The organism is Brevundimonas sp. SL130 (genome assembly GCF_026625805.1).
GTDB lineage: Bacteria > Pseudomonadota > Alphaproteobacteria > Caulobacterales > Caulobacteraceae > Brevundimonas.
Window position 1 is genome coordinate 1623333 of record NZ_CP113064.1, and the last position, 19974, is coordinate 1643306.

Annotated in this window: 22 protein-coding genes, 1 tRNA gene and 1 pseudogene; 12 read left to right on the forward strand and 12 right to left on the reverse strand. The window is 67.9% G+C overall.

Features of this window, described 5'->3' with window-relative positions; genetic code table 11:
- The first annotated feature begins 79 nt into the window (after positions 1 to 79).
- The 10 genes from OU998_RS08045 to OU998_RS08090 are packed head-to-tail and all read left to right on the forward strand — an operon-like array spanning position 80 to position 9031.
- Positions 80 to 400, forward strand: a complete 321-nt coding sequence (locus OU998_RS08045) for a TrbC/VirB2 family protein (RefSeq protein WP_267516481.1) — start codon at positions 80 to 82, stop codon at positions 398 to 400.
- Positions 400 to 675, forward strand: a complete 276-nt coding sequence (locus OU998_RS08050) for a VirB3 family type IV secretion system protein (protein ID WP_267516483.1) — start codon at positions 400 to 402, stop codon at positions 673 to 675. Before OU998_RS08045 ends, OU998_RS08050 begins: the two co-directional genes overlap by 1 nt.
- Positions 676 to 682: 7 nt before the next feature.
- The gene (trbE, locus tag OU998_RS08055) at positions 683 to 3121 is read left to right on the forward strand and encodes a conjugal transfer protein TrbE (protein ID WP_267516485.1); all 2439 of its coding nucleotides are present in this window, start codon (positions 683 to 685) and stop codon (positions 3119 to 3121) included.
- Positions 3072 to 3806, forward strand: a complete 735-nt coding sequence (locus OU998_RS08060; protein ID WP_267516487.1) for a conjugal transfer protein TrbJ — start codon at positions 3072 to 3074, stop codon at positions 3804 to 3806. The genes trbE and OU998_RS08060 overlap by 50 nt, the downstream gene beginning before the upstream one ends.
- Positions 3807 to 3817: 11 nt before the next feature.
- Positions 3818 to 5179 (forward strand): P-type conjugative transfer protein TrbL, encoded by a 1362-nt coding sequence (trbL, locus tag OU998_RS08065; protein ID WP_267516489.1) that lies wholly within the window; start codon positions 3818 to 3820, stop codon positions 5177 to 5179.
- A 1-nt stretch (position 5180) separates the two neighbouring features.
- Complete coding sequence (trbF, locus tag OU998_RS08070; RefSeq protein ID WP_267516491.1) at positions 5181 to 5864, forward strand: conjugal transfer protein TrbF; 684 nt, start codon at positions 5181 to 5183, stop codon at positions 5862 to 5864.
- A complete protein-coding gene (locus tag OU998_RS08075; protein WP_267516492.1) occupies positions 5843 to 6913 on the forward strand; it encodes a TrbG/VirB9 family P-type conjugative transfer protein in 1071 nt (356 codons plus the stop codon). The genes trbF and OU998_RS08075 overlap by 22 nt, the downstream gene beginning before the upstream one ends.
- Positions 6910 to 8067 (forward strand): TrbI/VirB10 family protein, encoded by a 1158-nt coding sequence (locus OU998_RS08080; protein WP_267516493.1) that lies wholly within the window; start codon positions 6910 to 6912, stop codon positions 8065 to 8067. The genes OU998_RS08075 and OU998_RS08080 overlap by 4 nt, the downstream gene beginning before the upstream one ends.
- A complete protein-coding gene (locus OU998_RS08085) occupies positions 8064 to 8576 on the forward strand; it encodes a S26 family signal peptidase (RefSeq protein ID WP_267516494.1) in 513 nt (170 codons plus the stop codon). The genes OU998_RS08080 and OU998_RS08085 overlap by 4 nt, the downstream gene beginning before the upstream one ends.
- The gene (locus tag OU998_RS08090; RefSeq protein WP_267516496.1) at positions 8573 to 9031 is read left to right on the forward strand and encodes a lytic transglycosylase domain-containing protein; all 459 of its coding nucleotides are present in this window, start codon (positions 8573 to 8575) and stop codon (positions 9029 to 9031) included. Before OU998_RS08085 ends, OU998_RS08090 begins: the two co-directional genes overlap by 4 nt.
- Here the strand turns inward: OU998_RS08090 and OU998_RS08095 are convergent.
- From OU998_RS08095 to OU998_RS08135, 9 genes and pseudogenes are all read right to left on the reverse strand, one after another.
- Positions 9032 to 9666: pseudogene (locus OU998_RS08095) on the reverse strand (IS5 family transposase); the annotation flags it as partial.
- A gap of 280 nt (positions 9667 to 9946) precedes the next feature.
- Positions 9947 to 10123, reverse strand: a complete 177-nt coding sequence (locus OU998_RS08100; protein WP_267516498.1) for a hypothetical protein — start codon at positions 10121 to 10123, stop codon at positions 9947 to 9949.
- A 411-nt stretch (positions 10124 to 10534) separates the two neighbouring features.
- A tRNA-Ser gene (locus OU998_RS08105) sits at positions 10535 to 10624 on the reverse strand.
- 85 nt (positions 10625 to 10709) lie between these two features.
- Positions 10710 to 11666, reverse strand: a complete 957-nt coding sequence (locus OU998_RS08110; RefSeq protein WP_267516500.1) for an NUDIX hydrolase — start codon at positions 11664 to 11666, stop codon at positions 10710 to 10712.
- A gap of 2 nt (positions 11667 to 11668) precedes the next feature.
- A complete protein-coding gene (locus tag OU998_RS08115; protein WP_267516743.1) occupies positions 11669 to 12262 on the reverse strand; it encodes an HD family hydrolase in 594 nt (197 codons plus the stop codon).
- A 160-nt stretch (positions 12263 to 12422) separates the two neighbouring features.
- Positions 12423 to 13232: a methyltransferase type 11 gene (locus OU998_RS08120; RefSeq protein ID WP_267516502.1), complete on the reverse strand. Its 810-nt coding sequence runs from the start codon at positions 13230 to 13232 to the stop codon at positions 12423 to 12425.
- 56 nt (positions 13233 to 13288) lie between these two features.
- Entirely contained in the window at positions 13289 to 14149 is an 861-nt protein-coding gene (locus OU998_RS08125) for an AAA family ATPase (RefSeq protein WP_267516503.1), read from the reverse strand.
- A 63-nt stretch (positions 14150 to 14212) separates the two neighbouring features.
- Positions 14213 to 14410, reverse strand: coding sequence for a hypothetical protein (locus OU998_RS08130; RefSeq protein ID WP_267516505.1), 198 nt, complete (start codon positions 14408 to 14410; stop codon positions 14213 to 14215).
- Between the two features lie 9 nt (positions 14411 to 14419).
- On the reverse strand, positions 14420 to 14860 hold the full coding sequence (locus tag OU998_RS08135) for a hypothetical protein (RefSeq protein ID WP_267516507.1): 441 nt from the start codon (positions 14858 to 14860) through the stop codon (positions 14420 to 14422).
- A 153-nt stretch (positions 14861 to 15013) separates the two neighbouring features.
- Here OU998_RS08135 and flbT point away from each other — a divergent pair, with 153 nt between their 5' ends.
- A complete protein-coding gene (flbT, locus tag OU998_RS08140; RefSeq protein ID WP_267516745.1) occupies positions 15014 to 15436 on the forward strand; it encodes a flagellar biosynthesis repressor FlbT in 423 nt (140 codons plus the stop codon).
- Positions 15396 to 15761 carry a flagellar biosynthesis regulator FlaF gene (flaF, locus tag OU998_RS08145; RefSeq protein ID WP_267516509.1) on the forward strand — a complete coding sequence of 122 codons (366 nt, stop codon included), beginning with the start codon at positions 15396 to 15398 and terminating at the stop codon, positions 15759 to 15761. Before flbT ends, flaF begins: the two co-directional genes overlap by 41 nt.
- A 290-nt stretch (positions 15762 to 16051) precedes the next feature.
- On the opposite strand, the gene OU998_RS08150 is transcribed toward flaF, so the two are convergent.
- The 3 genes from OU998_RS08150 to OU998_RS08160 form a co-directional block, all read right to left on the reverse strand.
- The gene (locus OU998_RS08150) at positions 16052 to 16690 is read right to left on the reverse strand and encodes an exopolysaccharide biosynthesis protein (RefSeq protein WP_267516510.1); all 639 of its coding nucleotides are present in this window, start codon (positions 16688 to 16690) and stop codon (positions 16052 to 16054) included.
- A gap of 152 nt (positions 16691 to 16842) precedes the next feature.
- A complete protein-coding gene (locus tag OU998_RS08155; RefSeq protein WP_267516511.1) occupies positions 16843 to 18012 on the reverse strand; it encodes an isovaleryl-CoA dehydrogenase in 1170 nt (389 codons plus the stop codon).
- 43 nt (positions 18013 to 18055) lie between these two features.
- Positions 18056 to 19912: a glycoside hydrolase family protein gene (locus OU998_RS08160; protein ID WP_267516513.1), complete on the reverse strand. Its 1857-nt coding sequence runs from the start codon at positions 19910 to 19912 to the stop codon at positions 18056 to 18058.
- Positions 19913 to 19974 lie beyond the last annotated feature (62 nt).

Genomic DNA, 19974 nt, shown 5'->3' on the forward strand with positions numbered 1-19974 from the left:
CTGTTGACGACAGGGGTGGAAAGGCGCTTGCAATGAGTCGCGGCGCCTTGAAACGCCCTGAACACACAGGACTTCTGACATGCAAAAGGACCTTGGGCGCCGCCTGTTCGGCGCAGCGATGACGTGTGGCCTGCTGCTGGCCGGTCCGGCCTTCGCCGGCGGATCGGGCATGCCTTGGGAAGAGCCGCTGCAACAGGTGGTGCAGTCCATCACGGGGCCTGTTGTTCAGGCCGCCGCAGTCGTGGCCGTGGTGGTTTTCGGCGCCGGTGTGGCGATGAGCGAGAACGGGTCGTCGATGCGACGCGGTCTGAGCATCCTGTTCGGCCTCTGCATCGCCTTCGCCGCCGCCACCTTCTTCCTCGACTTCTTCGGCTTCGCCGGCGGGGCGGAGATCGGCTGATGTCCGTCGTCGGCGATCCTCGACCCGAAGGCTGGGACCTGCCGGTGGCCCAGGCCCTGACCGAGCCCGTGCTGATGGCCGGCATGCCGCGGGACTACGCCGTGGCCATGGGCACCCTCGCCCTGGTCCTGGGTCTGGCCCTGCGAATCTGGTGGCTGGGTCTGTTGTGGTGGGCGGTCGCGCACGCCGTCGGCCTTTGGGCGGCGCGCTCGGACCGGCGTTTCTTCGACGTGCTGCGGCGGCACCTGGCGCTGCCCGGCCATCTGGACGGGTGAGGGGATCATGCGCTTCCTTGACGAGTACCGCAGGCGCCCGGCCGCCCTGGCCGACCATCTGCCCTGGGCCGCCCTGGTCGCCCCGGGGGTGGTGCTCAACAAGGACGGTTCCTTCCTGACCGCCCTGCGGTTCCGGGGGCCGGATTTGGAATCCGCCACCGAGGACGAACTGATGGCGGTGCGGGCGCGGCTGAACAACGGCCTGCGCCGGCTCGGGAGCGGCTGGTGCCTCCACGTCGAGGCGCGACGCCGGCCGGCCGCCGCCTATTCGGAGGGCGATTTCGACCTCGACATCGCCGGCCTGGTCGACGCCGAACGGCGCCATCGCTTCGAGACCGCCGATCCCGCCTGGGAGACCGATTATCGGCTGAGCCTGACCTGGCTCCCGCCCGGGGACGACACCCGGCGCATGGAGCGCTGGCTGTTCGACGGGCTGGACACGCCGGGACAGGATTGGCGCGGGGCCCTGTCGCGCTTTCGCCGCGAGGTCGACGCCATCTTCGATCTGCTGGTCGACGCCCTGCCGGAGCTTGAGCGGCTCGACGACGGCGCGCTGCTGACCTGGCTGCACGACACGGTGTCGACGCGCGCCTTTAAGGTGCGGCCACCCGAGACCCCGATGTTTCTTGACGCCTGGCTGGCCGATGCGGATCTGACCGGCGGGGTGGCCCCGCGCCTGGGGGACCATTGGCTGAAGGTGGTGTCGGTGCGCGGCCTGCCGTCGGCGACCCGGCCCGGGCTTCTGGACGCCCTGGGCCATCTGCCTTTCGACTACCGCTGGACGGCGCGTTGGCTCGGCCTCGACAAGGCGGACGCCGAGCGGGAGATCGTCAAGCTGCGCAAGCGCTGGTTCGCCAAGCGCAAGGGCGTCGGGGTCCTGCTGCGCGAAGCCATCACCAAGGAAGAGGTCCCGCTCCTCGATACCGACTCCGTCTCCAAGACCGAGGAATGCGACGGGGCGTTGGCGATGCTGGGCGCCGATCTCGCCGCCTACGGCTATCTGACCCTGACCGTGGCCGTGACCGATGTCGACGAGGCTCGGGCGGCGGCCAAGGCCCGCGCAGTCGAGGCGGCGTTGAATGCGCAAGGCCTGGTGGCGCGCCTCGAGGACCTCAACGCCGTGGAGGCCTGGCTGGGGGCCTTGCCGGGCGAGCCTTACGCCGATGTGCGCCGTCCGCTGGTCTCGACGCTCAATCTGGCGGATCTGCTGCCGGTCTCGGCGGTCTGGGCCGGGCCGGAGGGCGACGCCCATCTCGGCGGGCCGCCTCTGGCGACGGCGCGCACGGCCGGATCGACGCCGTTTCGTCTGGTGCTCCACGTCGGCGACGTCGGTCACGCCATGGTGGTCGGCCCGACCGGGGCGGGCAAGAGCGCCTTGCTCGCCTTCCTGGCCCTGCAATGGTTCCGCTATCCCGGGGCGCGGGTGGTCTTTTTCGACAAGGGGCGCTCGGCGCGCGCGGCGACCCTGGCCGCCGACGGTCGCTGGTACGCCCTAGGATCCGGCGCGGCCCTCTCCCTGCAGCCCCTGCGCCATATCGATCAGGACGCAGACCGGGCCTGGGCCTCGGAATGGATCGCCGAGACGGTGCGGCTGGCCGGGCTGGAGCCGGCGCCGCGCGTGCGCGAGGAGATCTGGATCGCGCTTCGCGCCCTCGCCGAGGCGCCGGTCGAACAGCGCACCCTGACCGTCTTCTGCGCCCTGGTGCAGGACAGGGCGGTCGCGGCCGCGCTCGAGCCCCTGACCCTCCAGGGCCCGCACGGCGCCCTGCTGGACGGCGCGGGCGATCTGGGCGCCGCCAGCCGGTTCGACACCTTCGAGCTGGAAAGCCTGATGGCGACGCCGTCGGTCGTGGCGCCGGTCCTGTCGGTCCTGTTCCACCGGCTGGAACAGGGGTTCGACGGCCGACCGACCCTGCTGGTGCTGGACGAAGCCTGGCTGTTCCTGGGCGAAACGGTCTTCGCCGCCCGGATCAGGGAATGGCTCAAGACCCTGCGCAAGAAGGGCGTCTGCGTGGTTTTCGCCACCCAGAGCCTGGATGATGTGGCCGCCGCCTCAATCTCCGCCAGCCTGATCGAGAGCTGCCCGACCCAGATCTTCCTGCCCAATCCGCGCGCGCTCGAGCCTCAGTCCGCCGCCCTTTATCGGGGCTTTGGTCTAAACCGGCGCCAGCTCGAACTGATCGCCTTCGCCCCGCCGAAACGGTCCTACTACTGGCGCCAGCCCCGGGGCCGCCGACTGTTCGATCTCCGGTTGACCGGCGTGGCCCTCGCCCTCTGCGGCGCATCCTCGCCCGAAGATCAGACCCTGATCGACACCGTCCTTGCGCGGCTCAACCCTGCCGATTCCCGGCCGGGCGGCTTCGCGCGGGAATTCCTCAAAGCCAAAGGAGTGCAGAATGTGGAATCCGTCCTCGACGCCTTCGCGCGTCCGCTCGCGGCCGAATAGGCTGACGCTTGCTCTGACCCTGGCCGCGCTTTCGGCCTCGACGCCGGCGGCCGCCCAGCAGGTGGTGTTCGATCCGCGCAATCATCTGGAAAACGCTCTTCAGGCGGCGCGCCAGCTGGAGAGCCTGGCCAATGAGGCGCGCAGCCTGGCGGCTTCGCCCTACAGCCATCTCGCCGGATCGAACCAGGCCTTGCGCGACATGGGCGAACTGGCCCGGTCGGCGCAGGGGCTGGCGGCCTCGGCCGATCAGATCGAGGGCCAGTTCGATCGCCTCTATGATCTGGATCTCAGCCGCGCGGACTTGCCGGACCTGAGGACTCAGGGGGAGGCGAGGGCGCAGACCGCTCGGCGCACCGCCGAGGATGTGGCGCGCACAGCAGCCGAACTGGACCGAATGGCCCAGGCCCGGGAGAGCCGATTGTCCGGGGCCTTGTCCGCCAGCCAGGCGGCGACCGGCCAGACCGCCGCGATCCAGTCGTCGAACCAGATGCTGGCGGTGCTCGCGGAGGAACTGGCGGCCCTTCGCACCGCCAGCCTCGCCCAGGCCCGGCTGTCGGCCGAACAGGCCGCCCGCGCGAACGCCGATCAGGCCGCAGGGGATGCGGCGCGTCGGCTGCGCTGGGCGGGCGAGGCAGGGGCGCCGGCCGCGCCGGCCTTCGATCCGTTCACGCGCGCGGCGGACTGAGGGGCGGGGCGATGGCGGTCGGGATGGAGACGCCGAACGAACTGATGGTGGTGTTCTCGAACACCGTCACGGCCGGCTTCACGGCGCTTGAGGGATCGGTCAACGGCGTCTTCGGCCTGATGATCGCCCTGGTCGTCGCCCTGACCGGCATCCAGTGGGCGCTGTCGCCCAATCGCGAAATCCTCGCAGGAGCCTTCGGCAAGGTGCTGCTCGTGGGCGTCTTCGCCTGGCTGATCAACGACTGGCAAAGATTGGCCGAGACGATCTACGCCGGCTTTATCGAACTGGGCTTGACGGCCGGGGGCGGCGCCTTGTCGCGCGCAGACTTCCTCAATCCGAGCGCGGTGCTGGCTCAGGGGTGGGAGATCGTCAAGGCGATCGGCGAGACGCCGCGCGCCGTCGACAACCCGCTCGATATCGTCGGCAATCTGGCGGACGCCCTGATCCTGGGCCTCGCCATGATCGGCATCCTGCTGGCCTTCGCCGTCCTGGCGCTGCAGATCATCGTCTGCCTGCTCGAGTTCAAGATCGTCACCCTCGGCGGCTTCGTGCTTCTGCCCTTCGGCGTCTGGTCCAAGTCGGCCTTCCTGGCTGAGCGTCCGCTCGGCTATGTCGTCTCCTCCGGGCTCAAGGTCCTGGCCCTGGCCATTGTGGTGTCGGGCGCCCGGACCGTGTTCGACCAGCTTCAGCCGTCGACCGCGCCTGACATCTACGAGGCGCTCAGCATCCTGGTCGCCGCCATCCTTCTGGCCATGCTGGCGATGTTCATCCCCAGCCTCGCCGCCGCCCTGGTGACCGGCGGCCCGGCGCTCGGCGCGGGCGCCGCCCTGACCGGCGGGCTTGCGGTCGCCGGCGCCGGGGTCCTCGCCGGCGCGGGCGTGATGGGGGCCGGGGCGGCGACGGGCGCCGGCGCCCTGCGCCTGTCGACGCCGGCGCGGTCCGCCGCAGGCGCTGGAACAGGCCGCGCGGCGTCATCGCCCGGCGGGGGGTCCGGAAGCGCCGGTCCCGCAGGCGGGGGAGGCGGCGGCTCAACGCCGCCCCGCACGCCTAGCGAGGGCCCCCGGTCCGCCGCGTCGGGCCCTGACCAGCCCTCGCCGGGGGCGGGCGATGCCGGATCGGGTGGAGACGGATCAGGCGACGGCGCCAAGCCAGGCCGATCGCAGGCGACCCTCGATCGGGAGACGGAAAAGGCCCGCGCCGATTTTCACAAGGCGGCGGCGACGTCGTCCAAAGGGGCTGGGAACCGGTCGCGGCCGCCGGGGCGATCCGCCGCCCTCCAGGCCTTCTTCCTCGCCAACGCCGGCCGCGGCCTGATGCCGTCCGGCGAGACCAGCGGGACCCTGTCTCCGACCCTGAAAACCGAGGAGCCCTAGCATGCATCCCTTCTTCAAGCCGAAGCGGGCCCTGGCCTCGGCCCCCGACCAGACGCCCTATCAGCGCGCGGGCCAGGTCTGGGACGACCGCATGGGCCTGTCCCTGGCCCACGCCCGCAACTGGCGCCGCCTCGCCGTGGCCAATCTGGCCCTCGCCGGCTTCCTGGGCGCGGGCTGGTGGGTCCAGGCCGATCGCGCCGTGGTCAAGCCCTTTGTGGTCGAGGTGTCGGACTGGGGCGAGACCCAACGCATCACCGCCGTCGACGGCCGTTATGCGCCCAGCGAGGCCCAGGTCGGCTACGCCCTGGCGGGATGGATCAGGGACGTCCGGTCCAAGTCGACGGATCCCATCGTCATTCGTCAGAACTGGCTGCGCGCCTACGACCTGCTGACGCCGAAAGCGGCCGGGTTCCTCAACGCCTGGGCGCAGGCGAATGACCCGTTCGCGGAGGTGGGGCGAGAGGCCGTCAATGTGGAAATCCTCAACGTCGTCAGACGCTCAGAGCGAAGTTTTGACCTGCAATGGCGGGAGACGCGTTTCGTCAACGGCCAGTCGGCCGGGACCGAGCGCTGGCGCGCCCTGATCACGACCGGAACCCAGCCGCCCCGTACGGAGGCGGAACTGATGAAGAATCCACTTGGCCTGAAAATCGAGGACATATCATGGACCCCCGACGCTTCCTGATCCCGGCGGCCGGCTGGCTGCTCCTGTCGAGCTGCACTGGTTTACGGCTTGCGCCGCCTGAGACGGCGGACCGGGCCGGAGCCGCGCCGCCGGTCGTGTCGACGCCGCTCGCCGCGGCAAGCGTTCGGGCTCCGCTTACGGCGCAGGGGGAGCCCGCCGTTGCGGCGCAGGAGGCGCGCGCTGCGCCGCCTGTCGTCTCGCCACGCGAACCGGCCGACCGTTCGACCCCGCCTGGACTTGCGGCGGTCAAGACGACGGAGAGGCCCGACGAGACGGTCGTTTTAGGCGATGGATCCGCCGATCGCACCGCAGCGGCGCCCGAGGAGACCGACGGCTTCATCGGCGCCGTAAAGGTCTTCGCCTGGGCCCCGGGACGCGTTTTCGAGGTGCGGGCCGCGCCGCTGCGCGTCACCACGCTCAGCCTGGCGCCCGGCGAGACGCTCCTGTCGAAGGCCGCAGGCGATACGGTCCGCTGGCAGATCGGCGAGGTGACGTCGGGCGCGGAGGGCGGCCGCCAGACCCATGTGGTGCTCAAGCCGCTGCAACGGGGTCTGGACACCAACCTCGTTCTGACAACGAACAAACGCGTCTATCTGATTGATCTGAAGAGCGGACCGGTCGAGCGTTTCAACCCTGCGGTCGCCTGGACCTTCGGCCTTGGTGAGATTGTCTCGTCTTCGCCTGAAGCGGAGACCGCTGTCCTCAAGGCCGAGCCTGCGCCCTTCCGGGCCGAGCCCGTCGTCCTGCCGCAGGGCGAGCCGGACGGCCGCTACCGGATCGAGCCGCAGGGGCGAAAGGCGCGCTGGACGCCCACCGCCGTCTTCAATGACGGACGACGGACCTTCATCACCTTCGACCCCGACCTGCAGGTGGACGAGGCGCCGGCCCTGTTCGTGATCGCCCCTGACGGCGAGCGCCAGCTGGTCAATTATCGCCAGGTCGGCGGCCTGTTCGTCGTGGATCGCGTGTTCGACCGCGCCGAACTGCGTCTCGGAGACCGCCGGCCGCAGGTGGTCGTGCTGCGCCGACTGCCGGGAGCGCCGACATGAGCGATGCGACCCCGGACCTGCGGTCCCCCGGCGAACCGCCTGTTCCCGACAAAGAGCTTCCGCCCGGTCTGTCGGCGCGCGCGCCTCGACCCAGGGCCGTGCGGCTGCGCGGCTCTGTGGTCAGGCTGGTGATGATTGGCGGCGTGGTGCTCGTCTCGGGCGCGCTGGCCTGGGCCTTTGTCGTCCAGCCGGAACTCCGCGTCGCGGCTCGGGACAGGGCGGTCGACGACCGGCGCGACGAGGCGCGCCGAGGCGTCCGGCCTGCGGACGCGGTCATCGACCAGCCCGCCTCCTATGATCGGTTGCCGCCGCCGCGCACGGCGCAGACCGAAGATCCGCCCGCGCCGGCCGAGACCGCGGCGCCTGCGGGTGCGCCAAGAGCCGCGCGCGACGACGGGCGGGCCGCGTCTTCGGCGCCGAGTCTCCGACGGCTCGCCGCCCAATCCAGCCTCTTCTTCGCCGAACCGGCGCGCGCGGGCGGACGGGCGGTCGCGGCCTCGTCCGAGCCGGTGCGCGCCGCGCCGGCCCGTGCGGAGGCGTCCGGAGCAACCGCCGCCTACAACCCCCACCGGCTTACGGCGCCGGTGTCCCCTTACGAGCTGAAGGCGGGCGCAATGGTCCCGGCGGTCCTGTTGACCGCGATCGACACGGGGCGCCCCGGCCCCGTCGTCGCAACCGTGACGCAGAACGTCTTCGACACGATCTCGGGACGATATCTTCTCCTGCCGCAGGGCGCGCGTCTGATCGGCGCGTCTGAAGGCGAGAGCCGATACGGCGACCGTCGGGCCTTTATCGCCTGGGAACGGATCATCCTGCCCAACGGCAAGAGCCTGTTGCTGGACGGCGAGGCGGGCGTTGACGCCCAGGGCGCCGTCGGGGTCCGTGGACGGGTCGACCGCAGACTGTTCCCCCTGGCGCTTGGGACCCTGTTCGGCGGGGCGATCACCGCGCTGGGACAAGCGGCGCGGGACGGCGATCGCGGGGGCGGCCTGCTGGGCGACGCCGGTGACGCTGCTGCGATCGAGGGCGCGCAGGTCGGCGGCCGGCTTGTGGACCGCGAGCTGAACGTTCGTCCCAGCATCCGACTGGACGCCGGGGCCCCGGTGCGGGTCATGATCACCCGGGACCTCGTTCTGGAGCCCTATCAGCCATGAGCGCGCATCCCGTCTTGCTGAGGCGTTGGGCGGCGCCGTCGGCCTGGATCTGCCTGATCGCCGGCCTGGGTCTGGCCGCGCATCGGGCGCCGACCCTGGCCTTGGTCAACGCGAGCCCCAGCCTGCCGCGCGGTCTGTATGTCCGGGATTTCGCGGGGCGAGCGTCGCCGGGCGCGATCGTCGTCGTGCCCCAACCGGATGTGGCGCGCGCCTATCTTGGCGATCTGGGCATGCCCGCGAACGTTCTGCTCATCAAGCGGGTGGCCGCTCGCGGAGGGGATCGCGTCTGCCGGGACGGGGGGCGGGTCGTCACGCCCGAAAGGACTGTCGTCGCCAACCGCGTGGACCGCAACGGCGTGGCCTTGCCGCAATGGCGCGGATGTCGGGTGCTGAAAGAGGGCGAGCTGTTCCTGTTGGGGGATACGGCGGAGAGTTTCGACAGCCGGTATTTCGGGCCGGTGGATCGCCGCCGTCTGACTGGCGTGTATCGGGAGGCGGTGCTGTGGTGAGGGGCGCAACCGGCGCGGCGGTCCTCCTGGGCCTCATCAGCCTGGCGGCGGGTGCTGGACCGGCTCGGGCTCAGGTCGTCGACTGGTCCGCCGCCGGCGGCGGGCTGTTCGGCGTCGCGCCGGGCGATGGAGACGCCGTCAATGGATTCGAAGGACACGGCGACAGGATCGCGGCGCTCAGCCAGCCTTACCAGGCGGCCGTGGAGGCCGCAGCGCGGCGTCATGGCCTGGACGAGAAGCTTCTTCACGCCGTCGTCATTGTCGAAAGCGCCTATCGGCCCGAGGCCTGTTCGATCGCCGGCGCCTGCGGTCTGACTCAACTGATGCCGGGAACAGCCGCCGATCTTCAGGTTCGGGATCGTTTGGCGCCGGAGGAAAACCTGCGCGGCGGCGCGGCCTATCTGGCGCAGCAACTCGTCCGGTTCGGCGACGTGCGGCTGGCTCTGGCCGCCTAGTTTGTAGATCAGGGGATCGTGCGGGATCGGGGTCTTGCGCGAGCGGGTCGAGGGGATGACGGCCTCGGCTCCGATCCCGGCCAGATAGGTGCGCAGGCTGTTGGCGTCATAGGCCCTGTCGGCGAGGACAGCCTTGGGTCGATGACCTTCCAGAAGCGCCGGAACGGCGAGGATGTCGTGGCTCTGACCCGGGGCGATCAGGAAGCGGACAGGCCGTCCGAGCGTGTCGCAGGCCATGTGGATCTTGGTTGTCAGTCCGCCTCGGGAACGCCCCACAGCCGGATCGAGGCCCCCCTTTTTGAGCCGCTGCCCCGGCCGGTCGTCGCCTGCTGGTGAGCTCGCACCAGGGTCGAGTCCAACATCAGATACTGGTTGTCCCGATCCTCGACGAGATCGGCGAAGACCTTCTCCCACACCCCCGCCGCCGCCCATCGGCTGAAGCGTTTGTGCGCCGTCTTCCACTTGCCGTAGCGCTCAGGGAGGTCCTGCCAGTGGGCGCCGGACCGCAGCACCCAGAGCACCCCGTTCACGAACAGCCGGTTGTCGGACCCCGTCCGACCGGGATCCGACGCCTTGCCCGGCAGCAAAGGCGCGATCCGGGACCACTGCGCCTCATCCAGTTCGTAACGCTTCACGCCCATCACAGACCTCCGCCAAAGCGGAGACCTATGAATCACACATCAGGGCGCGCGTGAATCCCTGAATGTCGATTGGACCTAGGCAGGGTGCAGGATCCGGGTGGAAGGGTTAAGCTTGGACGCCGGTTGATTCTCGACCTTTCTGCCAGCCGCGGTCCGGGCGTCCCGCCGACACCGGACCGCATCCTTCGCCGGGCGCGCCCTACCGGAAGGTCTGGCGAGCTTGAGCACGGACGCCAGCCTGATGACGGTCTGATTCGACAGCATTGAGCTGACGTCAGCGGCGACGGCGGATCGCTGCTCCGGCGATGTTGAAACCAGAAAAGACACCGTTCTCCACGCGCAACTGAGCTGCGCTCACCAGACCGTTCTCTAGGGCGCGCTCATCCGCATCCCGAGACGCTTGCTTCTCGGACGCGCGATCGGCGGCGCTGAATTGCAGAAACCGGGGCATGGTGTTCCAACGAAAGGCGAGGTTTTATCGCTCCAGGCGGGTGAACGGTCAATAAAAGCGTCCATCCCGCTCACCGAGCGGCCGCTTGCAATCCGTCGATTGACCGGCTTCCAACGCCGGGCGCTCTCTCGCCTGTGGAAAGCCCTGCAACGCTTCAAGTGCGAATCCCCGGAGCCATACGCCTGTCTGCGGATCACGAGGATGCCGGGCACCGCTGAAGCCGTTTCCCGGGGACAGTGCGGGTAGAATCGCTTCGCCGAATGACCGCGCTCCCGCCGAGCAGGGCGGCGGCCAGGCGAAATGAACACACCTGAACCGTCCTGAAACGGCGTCTCAACCGCTATTCGGTAGGTGGGTTGTTAGGTGGGTGTGGAGAAAATCTTCCGATTTTCTCAATAAAATCAATGTTGTTGGCGGAGAGGGTGGGATTCGAACCCACGGTACCCTTCCAGGCACGCCGCATTTCGAGTGCGGTACATTCGACCACTCTGCCACCTCTCCGCGGTGCATAGTCGCTTGGTCGAGCGAGCGGCTTCTCTAATGGCAGGCGCGGCGTACCGCAAGCGCTCTGTGAAAGAATTTCGACCTATCTTTGCGCGGGCAGCGACAGGCCCGGCGCGGCGCCGGTTTGAGGATCGACGCCTTTGAATCGAAACAGTTCCGCCGGGCGGCCGCCGGTGGCCGAGGACAGCTGTCCGGTGGGTTCGACCAGGCCCGTCCGTTCGACGCCGCGGCGGAAATTCTGCTTGTGCAGGGTCAGGCCCGAGACGGCTTCTGCGGCGGCCTGGAGGGCCGACAGGGTGAAGACGCCGGGGGTCAGGTCGAACAGGACCGGGCGGTACTTCAGCTTGCTGCGCAGACGGCCCAGGCCGGTCGCCAGGATGCGCCGGTGGTCCGAACCCATGGTCATGCCAGGCAGCAGGGGGAACGGCGCAGGCTGGCCGGCGTCGCGCCAGGCCTCGGCGACCAGTCGGGCCTCGTACAGAAGCTCGTAGCGTTCCAGCACCCGCTCCTCGTTCCAACGGTGCTCGGGCGTCAGGGCGAACAGGGCGCGGGCGCGGGCCTGGCGTAGCGGATCGTCAGCGGCCCAACGGTCCAGGCCGTCTGAAAGGGCGGCGTGCAGACCCGGGGTCTCGCTGCGGCGATCCTCCCAGGGGAAGATGTCGAACACCGCATCCCAACGGGCGTCATGGGTCTGGCCCTCGGTCTGGGCCTGGGCGGCGTCGGGGGTCAGGGCCAGATAGCCGACCGAGACCTCGCGTCTCTGGTCGGGGGTGGGCGTGGCGCGGGGCGTGGCGCGGCCCGCGTCGCCGAAGGTGTAGAGCTGTTCGACGAAGCCCAGCCGAAAGCCGGTCTGGTCCGTCACGAAATCGCGCAGGGCCAGCTCGAAGGTTCGGTCCCTCACGGGATCGAACGGGCCGAAGGGCAGGGCGCGGGCGTCATCCTCGCCCTGGGTCGTCAGAACGACGGCCCGACGGTCCTTCAGCGCCATGACGACGACCGACAGGCCGATGCGCACACCCTGATCCGCCGGTCCCGCCATGCCTATTCCGTGTGCCAGGCGTCGTCGGCGGGCAGCAAGCCCACGGCTTTGGCCAGGACCTGATAACGCTCCAGATAGCGGGCCTGGGCGATGGAGGCGGGCTGGGGCTCGATGATCAGGCTGTAGCCGGGGGGCGGGGAGCCGAAGAAGCCCAGAGATTCCTTTTCGTTGAACCCGGCCAGCTGGGTCGCCTCGAAATAGGCGCAGGCCTTGTCGGCCTTTTTGATCAGGGTCTTGATGGTCTGGGGCGTCTTGGGCGGCAGGCCGTAGCGGACGTGGATGGCCGCCTCCAGCCGCGCCTCGAAATCCTTGTAGCCCGAGCCTAGCGCCGCCTTGAACGGCGAGATCATGTCGCCGATCACATATTCCGAGGCGTCGTGCAGCAGGGCGGCCAGGCGCCATTTGGGATCCAGGCCCGGCTTGATGTGGGCGGCGATCTCCTCGACCACGACACTGTGCTGGGCGACCGAGAAGGCGTGTTCGCCGATCGTCTGACCGTTCCAGCGCGCGACGCGGGCCAGGCCGTGGGCGATGTCCTCGATCTCGATGTCGAAGGGCGACGGGTCGAGCAGGTCCAGGCGTCGACCGGACAGCATGCGTTGCCAAGCGCGGACTTCGGTCTTCTTCTTGGGGCGCTCGGCCAAATCTTCGATCCTGATCGCGTGTGGGCTGGTCAGGTGACGCAAAGCGGCGCGGGGATCAAGACGTGTGGGGCGATCCGGGCGGATCGGATGGCGTCTGGGTGTGAAAAAGTCGTCAGTCCCCGACGTTCAGGGCGACCAGTTCCTTGGCGGCCTCGAAGACGCGGCCGTTCTTGGCCTTCGAACGCACGGTGGCGATCACCAGCGGCCCGCCGACGGGGCCGCGCGCGACGAAGCCGACCTGACGCCAGGCGCCCGCCTCGACGCTGTCGTCGGCCAGCAGGAAGGTCATGCGTGTGGCCTCGCCCGGCGCCTGGGTGCGGACCTGGGTGGTTTCGCCGTCTGTCTGAACCTTGACCGCGCTGGTCTCGGTCCGGACGCCCTGGCCGTCCTTGGATTCGATATTGATTCCGGCGATCCGCACCGTAGCGTTGTCGCCCTGGGTCTCGATATGGAGGCCCGGCAGGCTGACCGTGGCGTCTTCGCCCTTGGTCTTGATGTTCACCCCGGGCGCCTCGACCGAGGCGTTTTCTTCGCCCGCCTCGGTCTCGCGGGCGTCGATCCGAACCGCCGCCTGGGGGATTTCCGCCGAGAGACGGCGTTCGTAGTCCCGCAGAACGTCTTCGGGCGTGCGACCGTCCAGCTTGACCAGGTAAAGCACCACCTCGGCGCCGCGCGGCCCGCCATATGTGCAGGATCCGCCGCCCGGACTGGCGGAACCCTTGCGTGTCAGGACGCTGACGGTGTCGGGGCATTGCAGGCCGTCCACCACCTTAAGCACGCCCTCGGATGCGTTGTCCGAGCTGCGGGTCGTGGAGGTGGTGATGCGGACCGCGTTTTCGCCATCGCACGCCGCAAGACCGGCGCTGAGGATCGCAGCCGACAGGCCGGCGGTTAGAAGACGATACGGGACGGTAACGCTCATGGTCTGTATTGTGGTCGCTAAGCGCCGATGAGCCAGTGAAATCGCGGTAATGCCGCTCAGCCGCCCGGACGGCCGCCGTCGCGCCGTCCCAGGAAGGCCAGTCGTTCGAACAGGTTGATGTCCTGCTCATTCTTCAGCAGGGCGCCGTGCAGGGGCGGAATCAGCTTGTTCGGCGTCTTTTCCCTCAGGGTCTCGGGGTCGATATCGTCGACCAGAAGCAGCTTCAGCCAGTCCAGCAGTTCCGAGGTGGACGGCTTTTTCTTCAGGCCGGGCGTGTCGCGGATCTCGTAGAAGGTCTTCAGCGCCTCCGACACCAGTCGCGGCTTGATGCCGGGGAAGTGGACATCGACGATGGCCGACAGGGTCTCGGCGTCCGGGAAGCGGATATAGTGGAAGAAGCAGCGGCGCAGAAAGGCGTCGGGCAGTTCCTTCTCGTTGTTCGAGGTGATGATGACGATGGGACGGATTTCGGCCCGGATCGTCTCGTCGATCTCCTGAACATAGAATTCCATCCGGTCGAGCTCCTGCAGGAGATCGTTGGGGAATTCGATGTCGGCCTTGTCGATCTCGTCGATCAGCAGGACAGGGCGCGTCGGGGCGGTGAAGGCCTCCCACAGCTTGCCCTTCTTCAGATAGTTGCGAACCTCATGAACGCGCGCGTCCCCCAGCTGGCTGTCGCGCAGGCGGCTGACGGCGTCATATTCGTAAAGGCCGCTGTGGGCCTTGGTGGTCGATTTGACGTGCCAGGTGATCAGGGGGGCGTCGAAGGCCTTTGCGACCTCATAGGCCAGAACCGTCTTGCCCGTGCCCGGCTCGCCCTTGATCAGCAGGGGGCGTTCCAGCGCCACGGCGGCGTTCACCGCGACCTTAAGGTCCGAGGTGGCGATATAGTGGTCGGTGCCTTCGAACCGGCTCATGAAAAACCCGCTCCGTGAATGTCTCGGAGCGGGTTAGCCGATCGGTCGAGTTATGAACAGCGATCAGGTGATGTGTTTCGCCGAGACCGGATCACTGGCGGGGAAGGTCTCCTCGATGCCTTCGTCCACCAGGGCTTCTTCGCGAGAGACCCCGTCCTTCATCTTGTCTTTCAGTTGATCCGGCTTGCCGTCTTCCGCCGCGATCTTTTTCGCGTGGGGTGCGTCCGTTGAAGCGTCGGTCTTGGCGTGGTTGTCGGTCATAGGTTTTCCTTAGATTGCTGACTTTTCGGCGTCCGGCTCAGGCGCGTAACCGAGCTGTTCGATGTCGTCGTCGTCCAGACGCCGCGATTCCCAATGGGCTGCGCTGGCCTGGGCGCCGCGCGCGTTTTCCATCAGGCCGGAATAGACCAGCTCGACTTCGTCATCGCTTTGCGCGCCGTTGCTGTCGGCGTCCGACTGGCTGAGGGTTTCGCCGTCCATGCCGAACAGGGCGTCCGCCTCGCGTTCGACGCCGTCCAGGGCGAGCTGACCGTCCAGGTCGATGTCGTCCTCGTCGAACGCGCCCTCGTCGGCGTCGCCGTCGGCCTGGGTCACGTCCAGAACCGGGTCGGCCTCGTCCAGCAGGATGTCGCCTTCGCCCTCGTCGTCGATGTGGGTTTCGTCGAAGGTTTCCGACTGTTCCTGATCGTCCTGATAGTCGTTGTCCGCCATGGCCGCCTCCTGTGCAGACAGGAAACGTCGCGCTCTCCTAGGTGTTCCAGCGTCCGCTTAAGACAAGAGATGGTTAACCCTCTTCGCTTAAGATCCTATTCACTGGGATGGTCCATGATCCATGGGGTCCGTCAGTGGGGAGTTTGGTCGTCCATGGCCCTGAAGCTGTCGTTGAAGCCAGGCGAGAAGTTCGTGTTGAACGGCGCGGTGGTCCAGAACGGCGACCGTCGCGGCGTGCTGATCCTTCAGAACCGCGCGAGCGTGCTGCGCGAGAAGGACATCATGCAGGCGGAGGAAGTCACGACGCCCGCGCGTCGGATCTATTTCCCGATCATGATGATGTATCTGGAAGAGGCGTCTGCGGCCAAGTTCTACGACGAGCTGGCGCTGCGCATCTCGGAGTTCATGGGGGCGACGAAAAACCCCGCCATTCTGGCCGAATGCGTCTCGGCTTCGCGCCACGTGCTGGCGCGCGAATATTACAAGGCCCTGATGGCCGCCCGTAAAATTGTCGAATACGAAGAAAAGGTGCTGAATGTCGCTTCAGGCGTACGCAGCGGCGACGACGCGGGCTGAAACCCCGCGCGATATGGAGTACCGGCTTTTCGGCCAGGTAACCCGCGCGCTGGTGCATGCCTCGACGGTCGATGAACGGGATCTGGCCACGCGTATCGACGCGCTGGATTGGAACCGGCGTCTGTGGTCGACGCTGGCGGCCGATTGCGGCGATGCGTCCAACGTCCTGCCGGCGGCCGTGCGGGCGCAGATCATCTCGCTGAGCCTGTTCGTCAATCGACACTCGTCGGCGGTCATGCGTGGGGAAGAGACTTTCCAGGACCTGATCGACATTAACCGGATGATGATGCAGGGGCTGGCGCCCGGTGCGCAACAGGCGGCCTGACGGCGCAGGACTTCACGAAATCGCGAAGCCTCTTGGCGCAAGGCCTTGAGGCGTCTTACCTTTCGAATCCCTGTTGAACAGTCGAAAGGAGGTGATCCAGTGTCTCATTGTCATCAATCGCGTGCGGTGGCCGCGACCCTGGTCCTCGTTGGAGGCCAGGCCTGATCCTTTTGGTTGGCGCCAACGCCCGTCGGGCTGTTTGAGCGCTTTTCAGGCTGAGTGTTGTGGTCCGGCCGTTCGCGGTCAGACAATGAAGGGCCGTCGCGGCGACGCGGCGGCCCTTTTGTCGTTCAGTGCAGCAACTGGCTGAACCAGCCGGCGACGTGATGCGCCACTTCGAACACGGTGCGCCAGATCAGGAAGAGGTAGAGGGCGCAGGCGCCGGTTGAGAGCGCGCCCAACAGAATGGCGACGCCGTCCCTCTGCATCATGCCCAGGGCGAAGAAGACCAGGGCGATGCCGGGCAGGGCGTCTCCGAACGGGATGGGCAGGGCCATGATCAGCGCCAGGATCACACAGACCAGGCCGGTGATCGTATCGGCGATCTCGCCCGTCAGGAACGGAATACGCGGCTGGGTCAGGTTCTCGACGTAGCGGACCGTCCTCATGATACGCGACACCCCTGCACGATAGGCCGAGCGACTGATGGATGTCTGAAGCGCCCAGCGGGGGAGCCAGATTGCGCTGCGCTGACAAGCCAGCTCAAGCGACATCAGGATGATGGGAACCGCGAATACGGCCTTGCCGCCGGGGGGCCAGGGCAGCAGGGCCAACATCGACAGAATCAGGATCATCGCCCCGAAGCCGCGTTCGCCGAAGGCCGCGACTAATTCTTCAAGCTTCAGCTTGGGTTCGTCGCCCTCGCCAAGCTCCTCGATCACGTCCGAGAAGAGCCGCAGGTCGTCGTTCGGCGGGTTGTGGGCGGGCATCAGGCTTGGGGCTCGGGGGGAGGAGGTTCGCCATTTAGGCGTACAGAGGTTTCATCGCCACTTACCGAACGGCAAGAAACCCAAATAATCGCACGAGAGGCGATTATTTCTTCGTCGCGCGCCTGGGTTTGTCTTTCCCCCGAAGAAAGCGATCAGCTCCCCAGCAGTTCCCGCCCGATCAGGAAGCGGCGGATCTCGTTGGTGCCGGCGCCGATGTCATAGAGTTTGGCGTCGCGGACCAGGCGTTCGACCGGCCATTCCTTGGTGTAGCCGGCGCCGCCCAGGGCCTGGACGGCCTCCATCGTGACCTTCACCGCATTCTCGGACGCCAGCAGAATGGCGCCGGCGGCGTCATAGCGGGTGGTCAGGCCGGCGTCACAGGCGCGCGCCACCGAATAGACATAGGCCCGCGCGCTGTTCAGGGCGACATACATGTCCGCCACCTTGCCCTGCATCAGCTGGAAGCTGCCGATCGGCTTGCCGAACTGTTTGCGGTCGCGGACGTAGGGCAGGACCACGTCCAGCGCCGCCTGCATGATGCCCAGGGGGCCGGCGGCGAGGACCGCGCGCTCATAGTCCAGGCCGCTCATCAGCACGCCGGCCCCGCCGCCCAGCGGCCCCATGATGTTCGCCTCGGGAACCTCGCAGTCCTCGAACACCAGTTCGGCGGTGTCGGAACCGCGCATGCCCATCTTGTCCAGCTTCTTGGAGACGCTGAAGCCCTTCATGCCCTTTTCGATCAGGAAGGCGGTGCAGCCCTTTGATCCGGCGTCAGGATTGGTCTTGGCGTAAACGACCAGGGTGTCGGCGTGGGGGGCGTTGGTGATCCAGAACTTGGTCCCGTTCAGGACATAGCGGTCGCCCGTCTTGTCGGCGCGGGTGCGCATGGACATGACGTCCGAGCCCGAGCCGGCCTCGGACATGGCCAGCGAGCCCACGTGTTCGCCGCTGATCAGCTTGGGCAGGTATTTCTGCTTCTGCTCGGGCGTGCCCCAGCGGCGGATCTGGTTGACGCACAGGTTGGAGTGGGCGCCGTAGCTGAGGCCGATGGATGCCGAGGCGCGCGACACCTCTTCCATCGCCACAACATGTTCCAGGTAGCCCAGGCCCAGGCCGCCGTAGTCTTCCTCGACCGTGATTCCGTGCAGACCCAGTTCGCCCATCTCGGGCCAGAGTTCGCGCCTGAAGGTGTTCGTCGCGTCGATCTCGGCCGCCAGGGGCGCTAACCGGTCGGCCGCCCAGCGCGCGGTCGTGTCGCGGATCGCGTCGGCGTTCTCGCCGAGGCTGAATTCCATGGATTGGGGCGCAAAGGGAATGCTCATGCGCAAAGGGTTAGCATCGTGCATGGGCTTTCGCAAAACCCACTTAGTCGCGATCGACGCGCCCCCAGCGCTTGTAGAGATTGAACCCGGACGCCCCGACGCAGGCCAGGGCGATGACAACCAGGGCCCAGCCGATCAAGCCCGTGTCCACGTCTGATTGAGACGACTGACGGAAGGCCGCCATGGCGGCGCCGAATGACAGCAAGCCTATGCCGCCCATGGCCAGGAAGGTTAGGGTTTCGGTCCATTCGAGCTTGAAAGAGGGTGCGGTCGGACGCGCCGGCTCGGGCGGGGCGTCCTGTTGCACCGGGGTCGCCTCCTGCTCGAACAGGGGCGTCTGGTCCGGGTGGGTCAAGTCATTGTGTTCGGGCCAAACCAAACGGGTGTCTGGCGCCGCTTGAGCGGTCGGCACCCCCGTCAGAGCCAAGGGCGCGCCTTCAAAAGGCAGAGGCGTCGGTTGGGGCGTCGGTTGGGGAATCGGCAGGGGGACAGAGGCGAACATCGGCACTTCCACCGGCGATTCGACCGCAGCCGCCGGTTCCTCATCAGAGGCGGCGTCCGTCGTTGCCGTGGCTTGCGGGGCGTCATCTGCGGCCGCCTCGACGGCGACCTCGATCTGTTCGGCGGCGTCCGCCGAGACGGCCGGGGGCGCAGGCTCCGGCGTGCTCTCCGCCGTGCTCTCCGGCGTCGGCTCGGCGTCCTCAAGGCGCGCGTCGGCAGGCAGGTTCGCCGTGGTGTCGTCCGCGGTGTCGTCCGCCTGGGCTTCATCCGCAGAGTGGGCGTCCGTCGGGGCTTGCGGCGTCTCGGACTCTAGATCGGCCGGCGGAGCGTCGTTGGCGGCGTCAGCTTGCGTCGGCGCCGTCTGGGCTGCCGTCGGGCGCGGTCCGCCGCGGAGGCCGAAGCCGGCCAGGGGGCCCAGCGCGCGCACAGCGTAGGGCGAATAGAAGGTCGCGGCGCTGGTCATGACCGGCGACACGGGCCTGGGTGAAGGCGGTGCGGACGCGGGGACAGACGAAGGTTCGACGTCCGAAGGTTCGACGTCGGCTTCGATCGGCTGGATCGATTCGGGCTCTTCATCCTGGTCCGGCGTTTCGGGTGCGACGTCAGGTGTCGCCTCGACGGGGCTGTCACCCTCGGGTTCGGAAGGCGCGGGCGCCGGTTCGACAGCCGCCATCGTCTCGGCGGCGGCGCTTTCAGTGTCCGCCTCAACCGGCGCGTCTTCTTCGACGTCTCCGAGCAAGGCCGAAATGGCGGCTTCGCGCGTCATTGAGGGCGGGGCCTCGGCGACCGTATCAACCACGGCCTGGGATGGCGGGAAGGCCGGGAAGGGCGCGGGCTCGACAGACTCTGCCTCGACCTCGTCCGTATGCGGTTCGGCCTCGGCCGTGCTTTCCACCAGGGTGGCTGTGGCGGGGGGCAGGGGGATGGCGAGCAGATCGGCCAGGGACGCCGGGGCCTCGGGGTCGGCGACGAACAGGGCGCGTTCGGCGGCGCGGCGGCGCGGCGGCGTGAAGACATCGGCGTCTTCCACCCACGTCATCAAGGCGTTGGCAGCCTCCAGCGGCGCGCCGGCGTTCAGTCGCGCCAGGACATCGGAGGTCTTGAACCGGTCGACGCCCACCGAGAAGGCGAAGCTGGCCAGGGCGTCGAACTGATGCTGGTTCAGGGGCGCCTGGATGGCCTTGACGGTCTGCGCCACCGGAATGAGATCGTATTGGAGCAGGAGCTCGGCGTCGCTTTCGGACACCGTCAGGCCTTCGCGCGCGGACTGGGTGTGTCCGTAGCCGATGGTCCAGCGGCCGTCGGCGCGCTGAATGGCTCGAGGGCGGAACCCCTCGAAGCTCTTGATCAGAATGACCCCCTCGCGGGAGATCTTGGTCGGTTTCGAAGTGTCAGACACAGGTGTTGCCCCAAAGCGAGACGGCGGCGCGGCTTCAAGCCCGAGGTCAGCAAGCATGGGGC

Bases quoted from the DNA above. Each gene is read 5' to 3' on its own strand.
- OU998_RS08045 (WP_267516481.1), top strand. From the start codon at position 80: ATGCAAAAGGACCTTGGGCGCCGCCTGTTCGGCGCAGCGATGACGTGT.
- OU998_RS08080 (WP_267516493.1), top strand. From the start codon at position 6,910: ATGAGCGATGCGACCCCGGACCTGCGGTCCCCCGGCGAACCGCCTGTT.
- trbE (WP_267516485.1), top strand. From the start codon at position 683: ATGCGCTTCCTTGACGAGTACCGCAGGCGCCCGGCCGCCCTGGCCGAC.
- OU998_RS08100 (WP_267516498.1), bottom strand. From the start codon at position 10,123: ATGCCCCGGTTTCTGCAATTCAGCGCCGCCGATCGCGCGTCCGAGAAG.
- flbT (WP_267516745.1), top strand. From the start codon at position 15,014: ATGGCCCTGAAGCTGTCGTTGAAGCCAGGCGAGAAGTTCGTGTTGAAC.
- OU998_RS08075 (WP_267516492.1), top strand. From the start codon at position 5,843: ATGGACCCCCGACGCTTCCTGATCCCGGCGGCCGGCTGGCTGCTCCTG.
- flaF (WP_267516509.1), top strand. From the start codon at position 15,396: ATGTCGCTTCAGGCGTACGCAGCGGCGACGACGCGGGCTGAAACCCCG.
- OU998_RS08135 (WP_267516507.1), bottom strand. From the start codon at position 14,860: ATGGCGGACAACGACTATCAGGACGATCAGGAACAGTCGGAAACCTTC.
- OU998_RS08120 (WP_267516502.1), bottom strand. From the start codon at position 13,232: ATGAGCGTTACCGTCCCGTATCGTCTTCTAACCGCCGGCCTGTCGGCT.
- OU998_RS08050 (WP_267516483.1), top strand. From the start codon at position 400: ATGTCCGTCGTCGGCGATCCTCGACCCGAAGGCTGGGACCTGCCGGTG.
- OU998_RS08130 (WP_267516505.1), bottom strand. From the start codon at position 14,410: ATGACCGACAACCACGCCAAGACCGACGCTTCAACGGACGCACCCCAC.
- OU998_RS08085 (WP_267516494.1), top strand. From the start codon at position 8,064: ATGAGCGCGCATCCCGTCTTGCTGAGGCGTTGGGCGGCGCCGTCGGCC.
- OU998_RS08155 (WP_267516511.1), bottom strand. From the start codon at position 18,012: ATGAGCATTCCCTTTGCGCCCCAATCCATGGAATTCAGCCTCGGCGAG.
- trbL (WP_267516489.1), top strand. From the start codon at position 3,818: ATGGCGGTCGGGATGGAGACGCCGAACGAACTGATGGTGGTGTTCTCG.
- OU998_RS08110 (WP_267516500.1), bottom strand. From the start codon at position 11,666: ATGGCGGGACCGGCGGATCAGGGTGTGCGCATCGGCCTGTCGGTCGTC.
- trbF (WP_267516491.1), top strand. From the start codon at position 5,181: ATGCATCCCTTCTTCAAGCCGAAGCGGGCCCTGGCCTCGGCCCCCGAC.
- OU998_RS08150 (WP_267516510.1), bottom strand. From the start codon at position 16,690: ATGCCCGCCCACAACCCGCCGAACGACGACCTGCGGCTCTTCTCGGAC.
- OU998_RS08060 (WP_267516487.1), top strand. From the start codon at position 3,072: ATGTGGAATCCGTCCTCGACGCCTTCGCGCGTCCGCTCGCGGCCGAAT.
- OU998_RS08115 (WP_267516743.1), bottom strand. From the start codon at position 12,262: ATGCTGTCCGGTCGACGCCTGGACCTGCTCGACCCGTCGCCCTTCGAC.
- OU998_RS08125 (WP_267516503.1), bottom strand. From the start codon at position 14,149: ATGAGCCGGTTCGAAGGCACCGACCACTATATCGCCACCTCGGACCTT.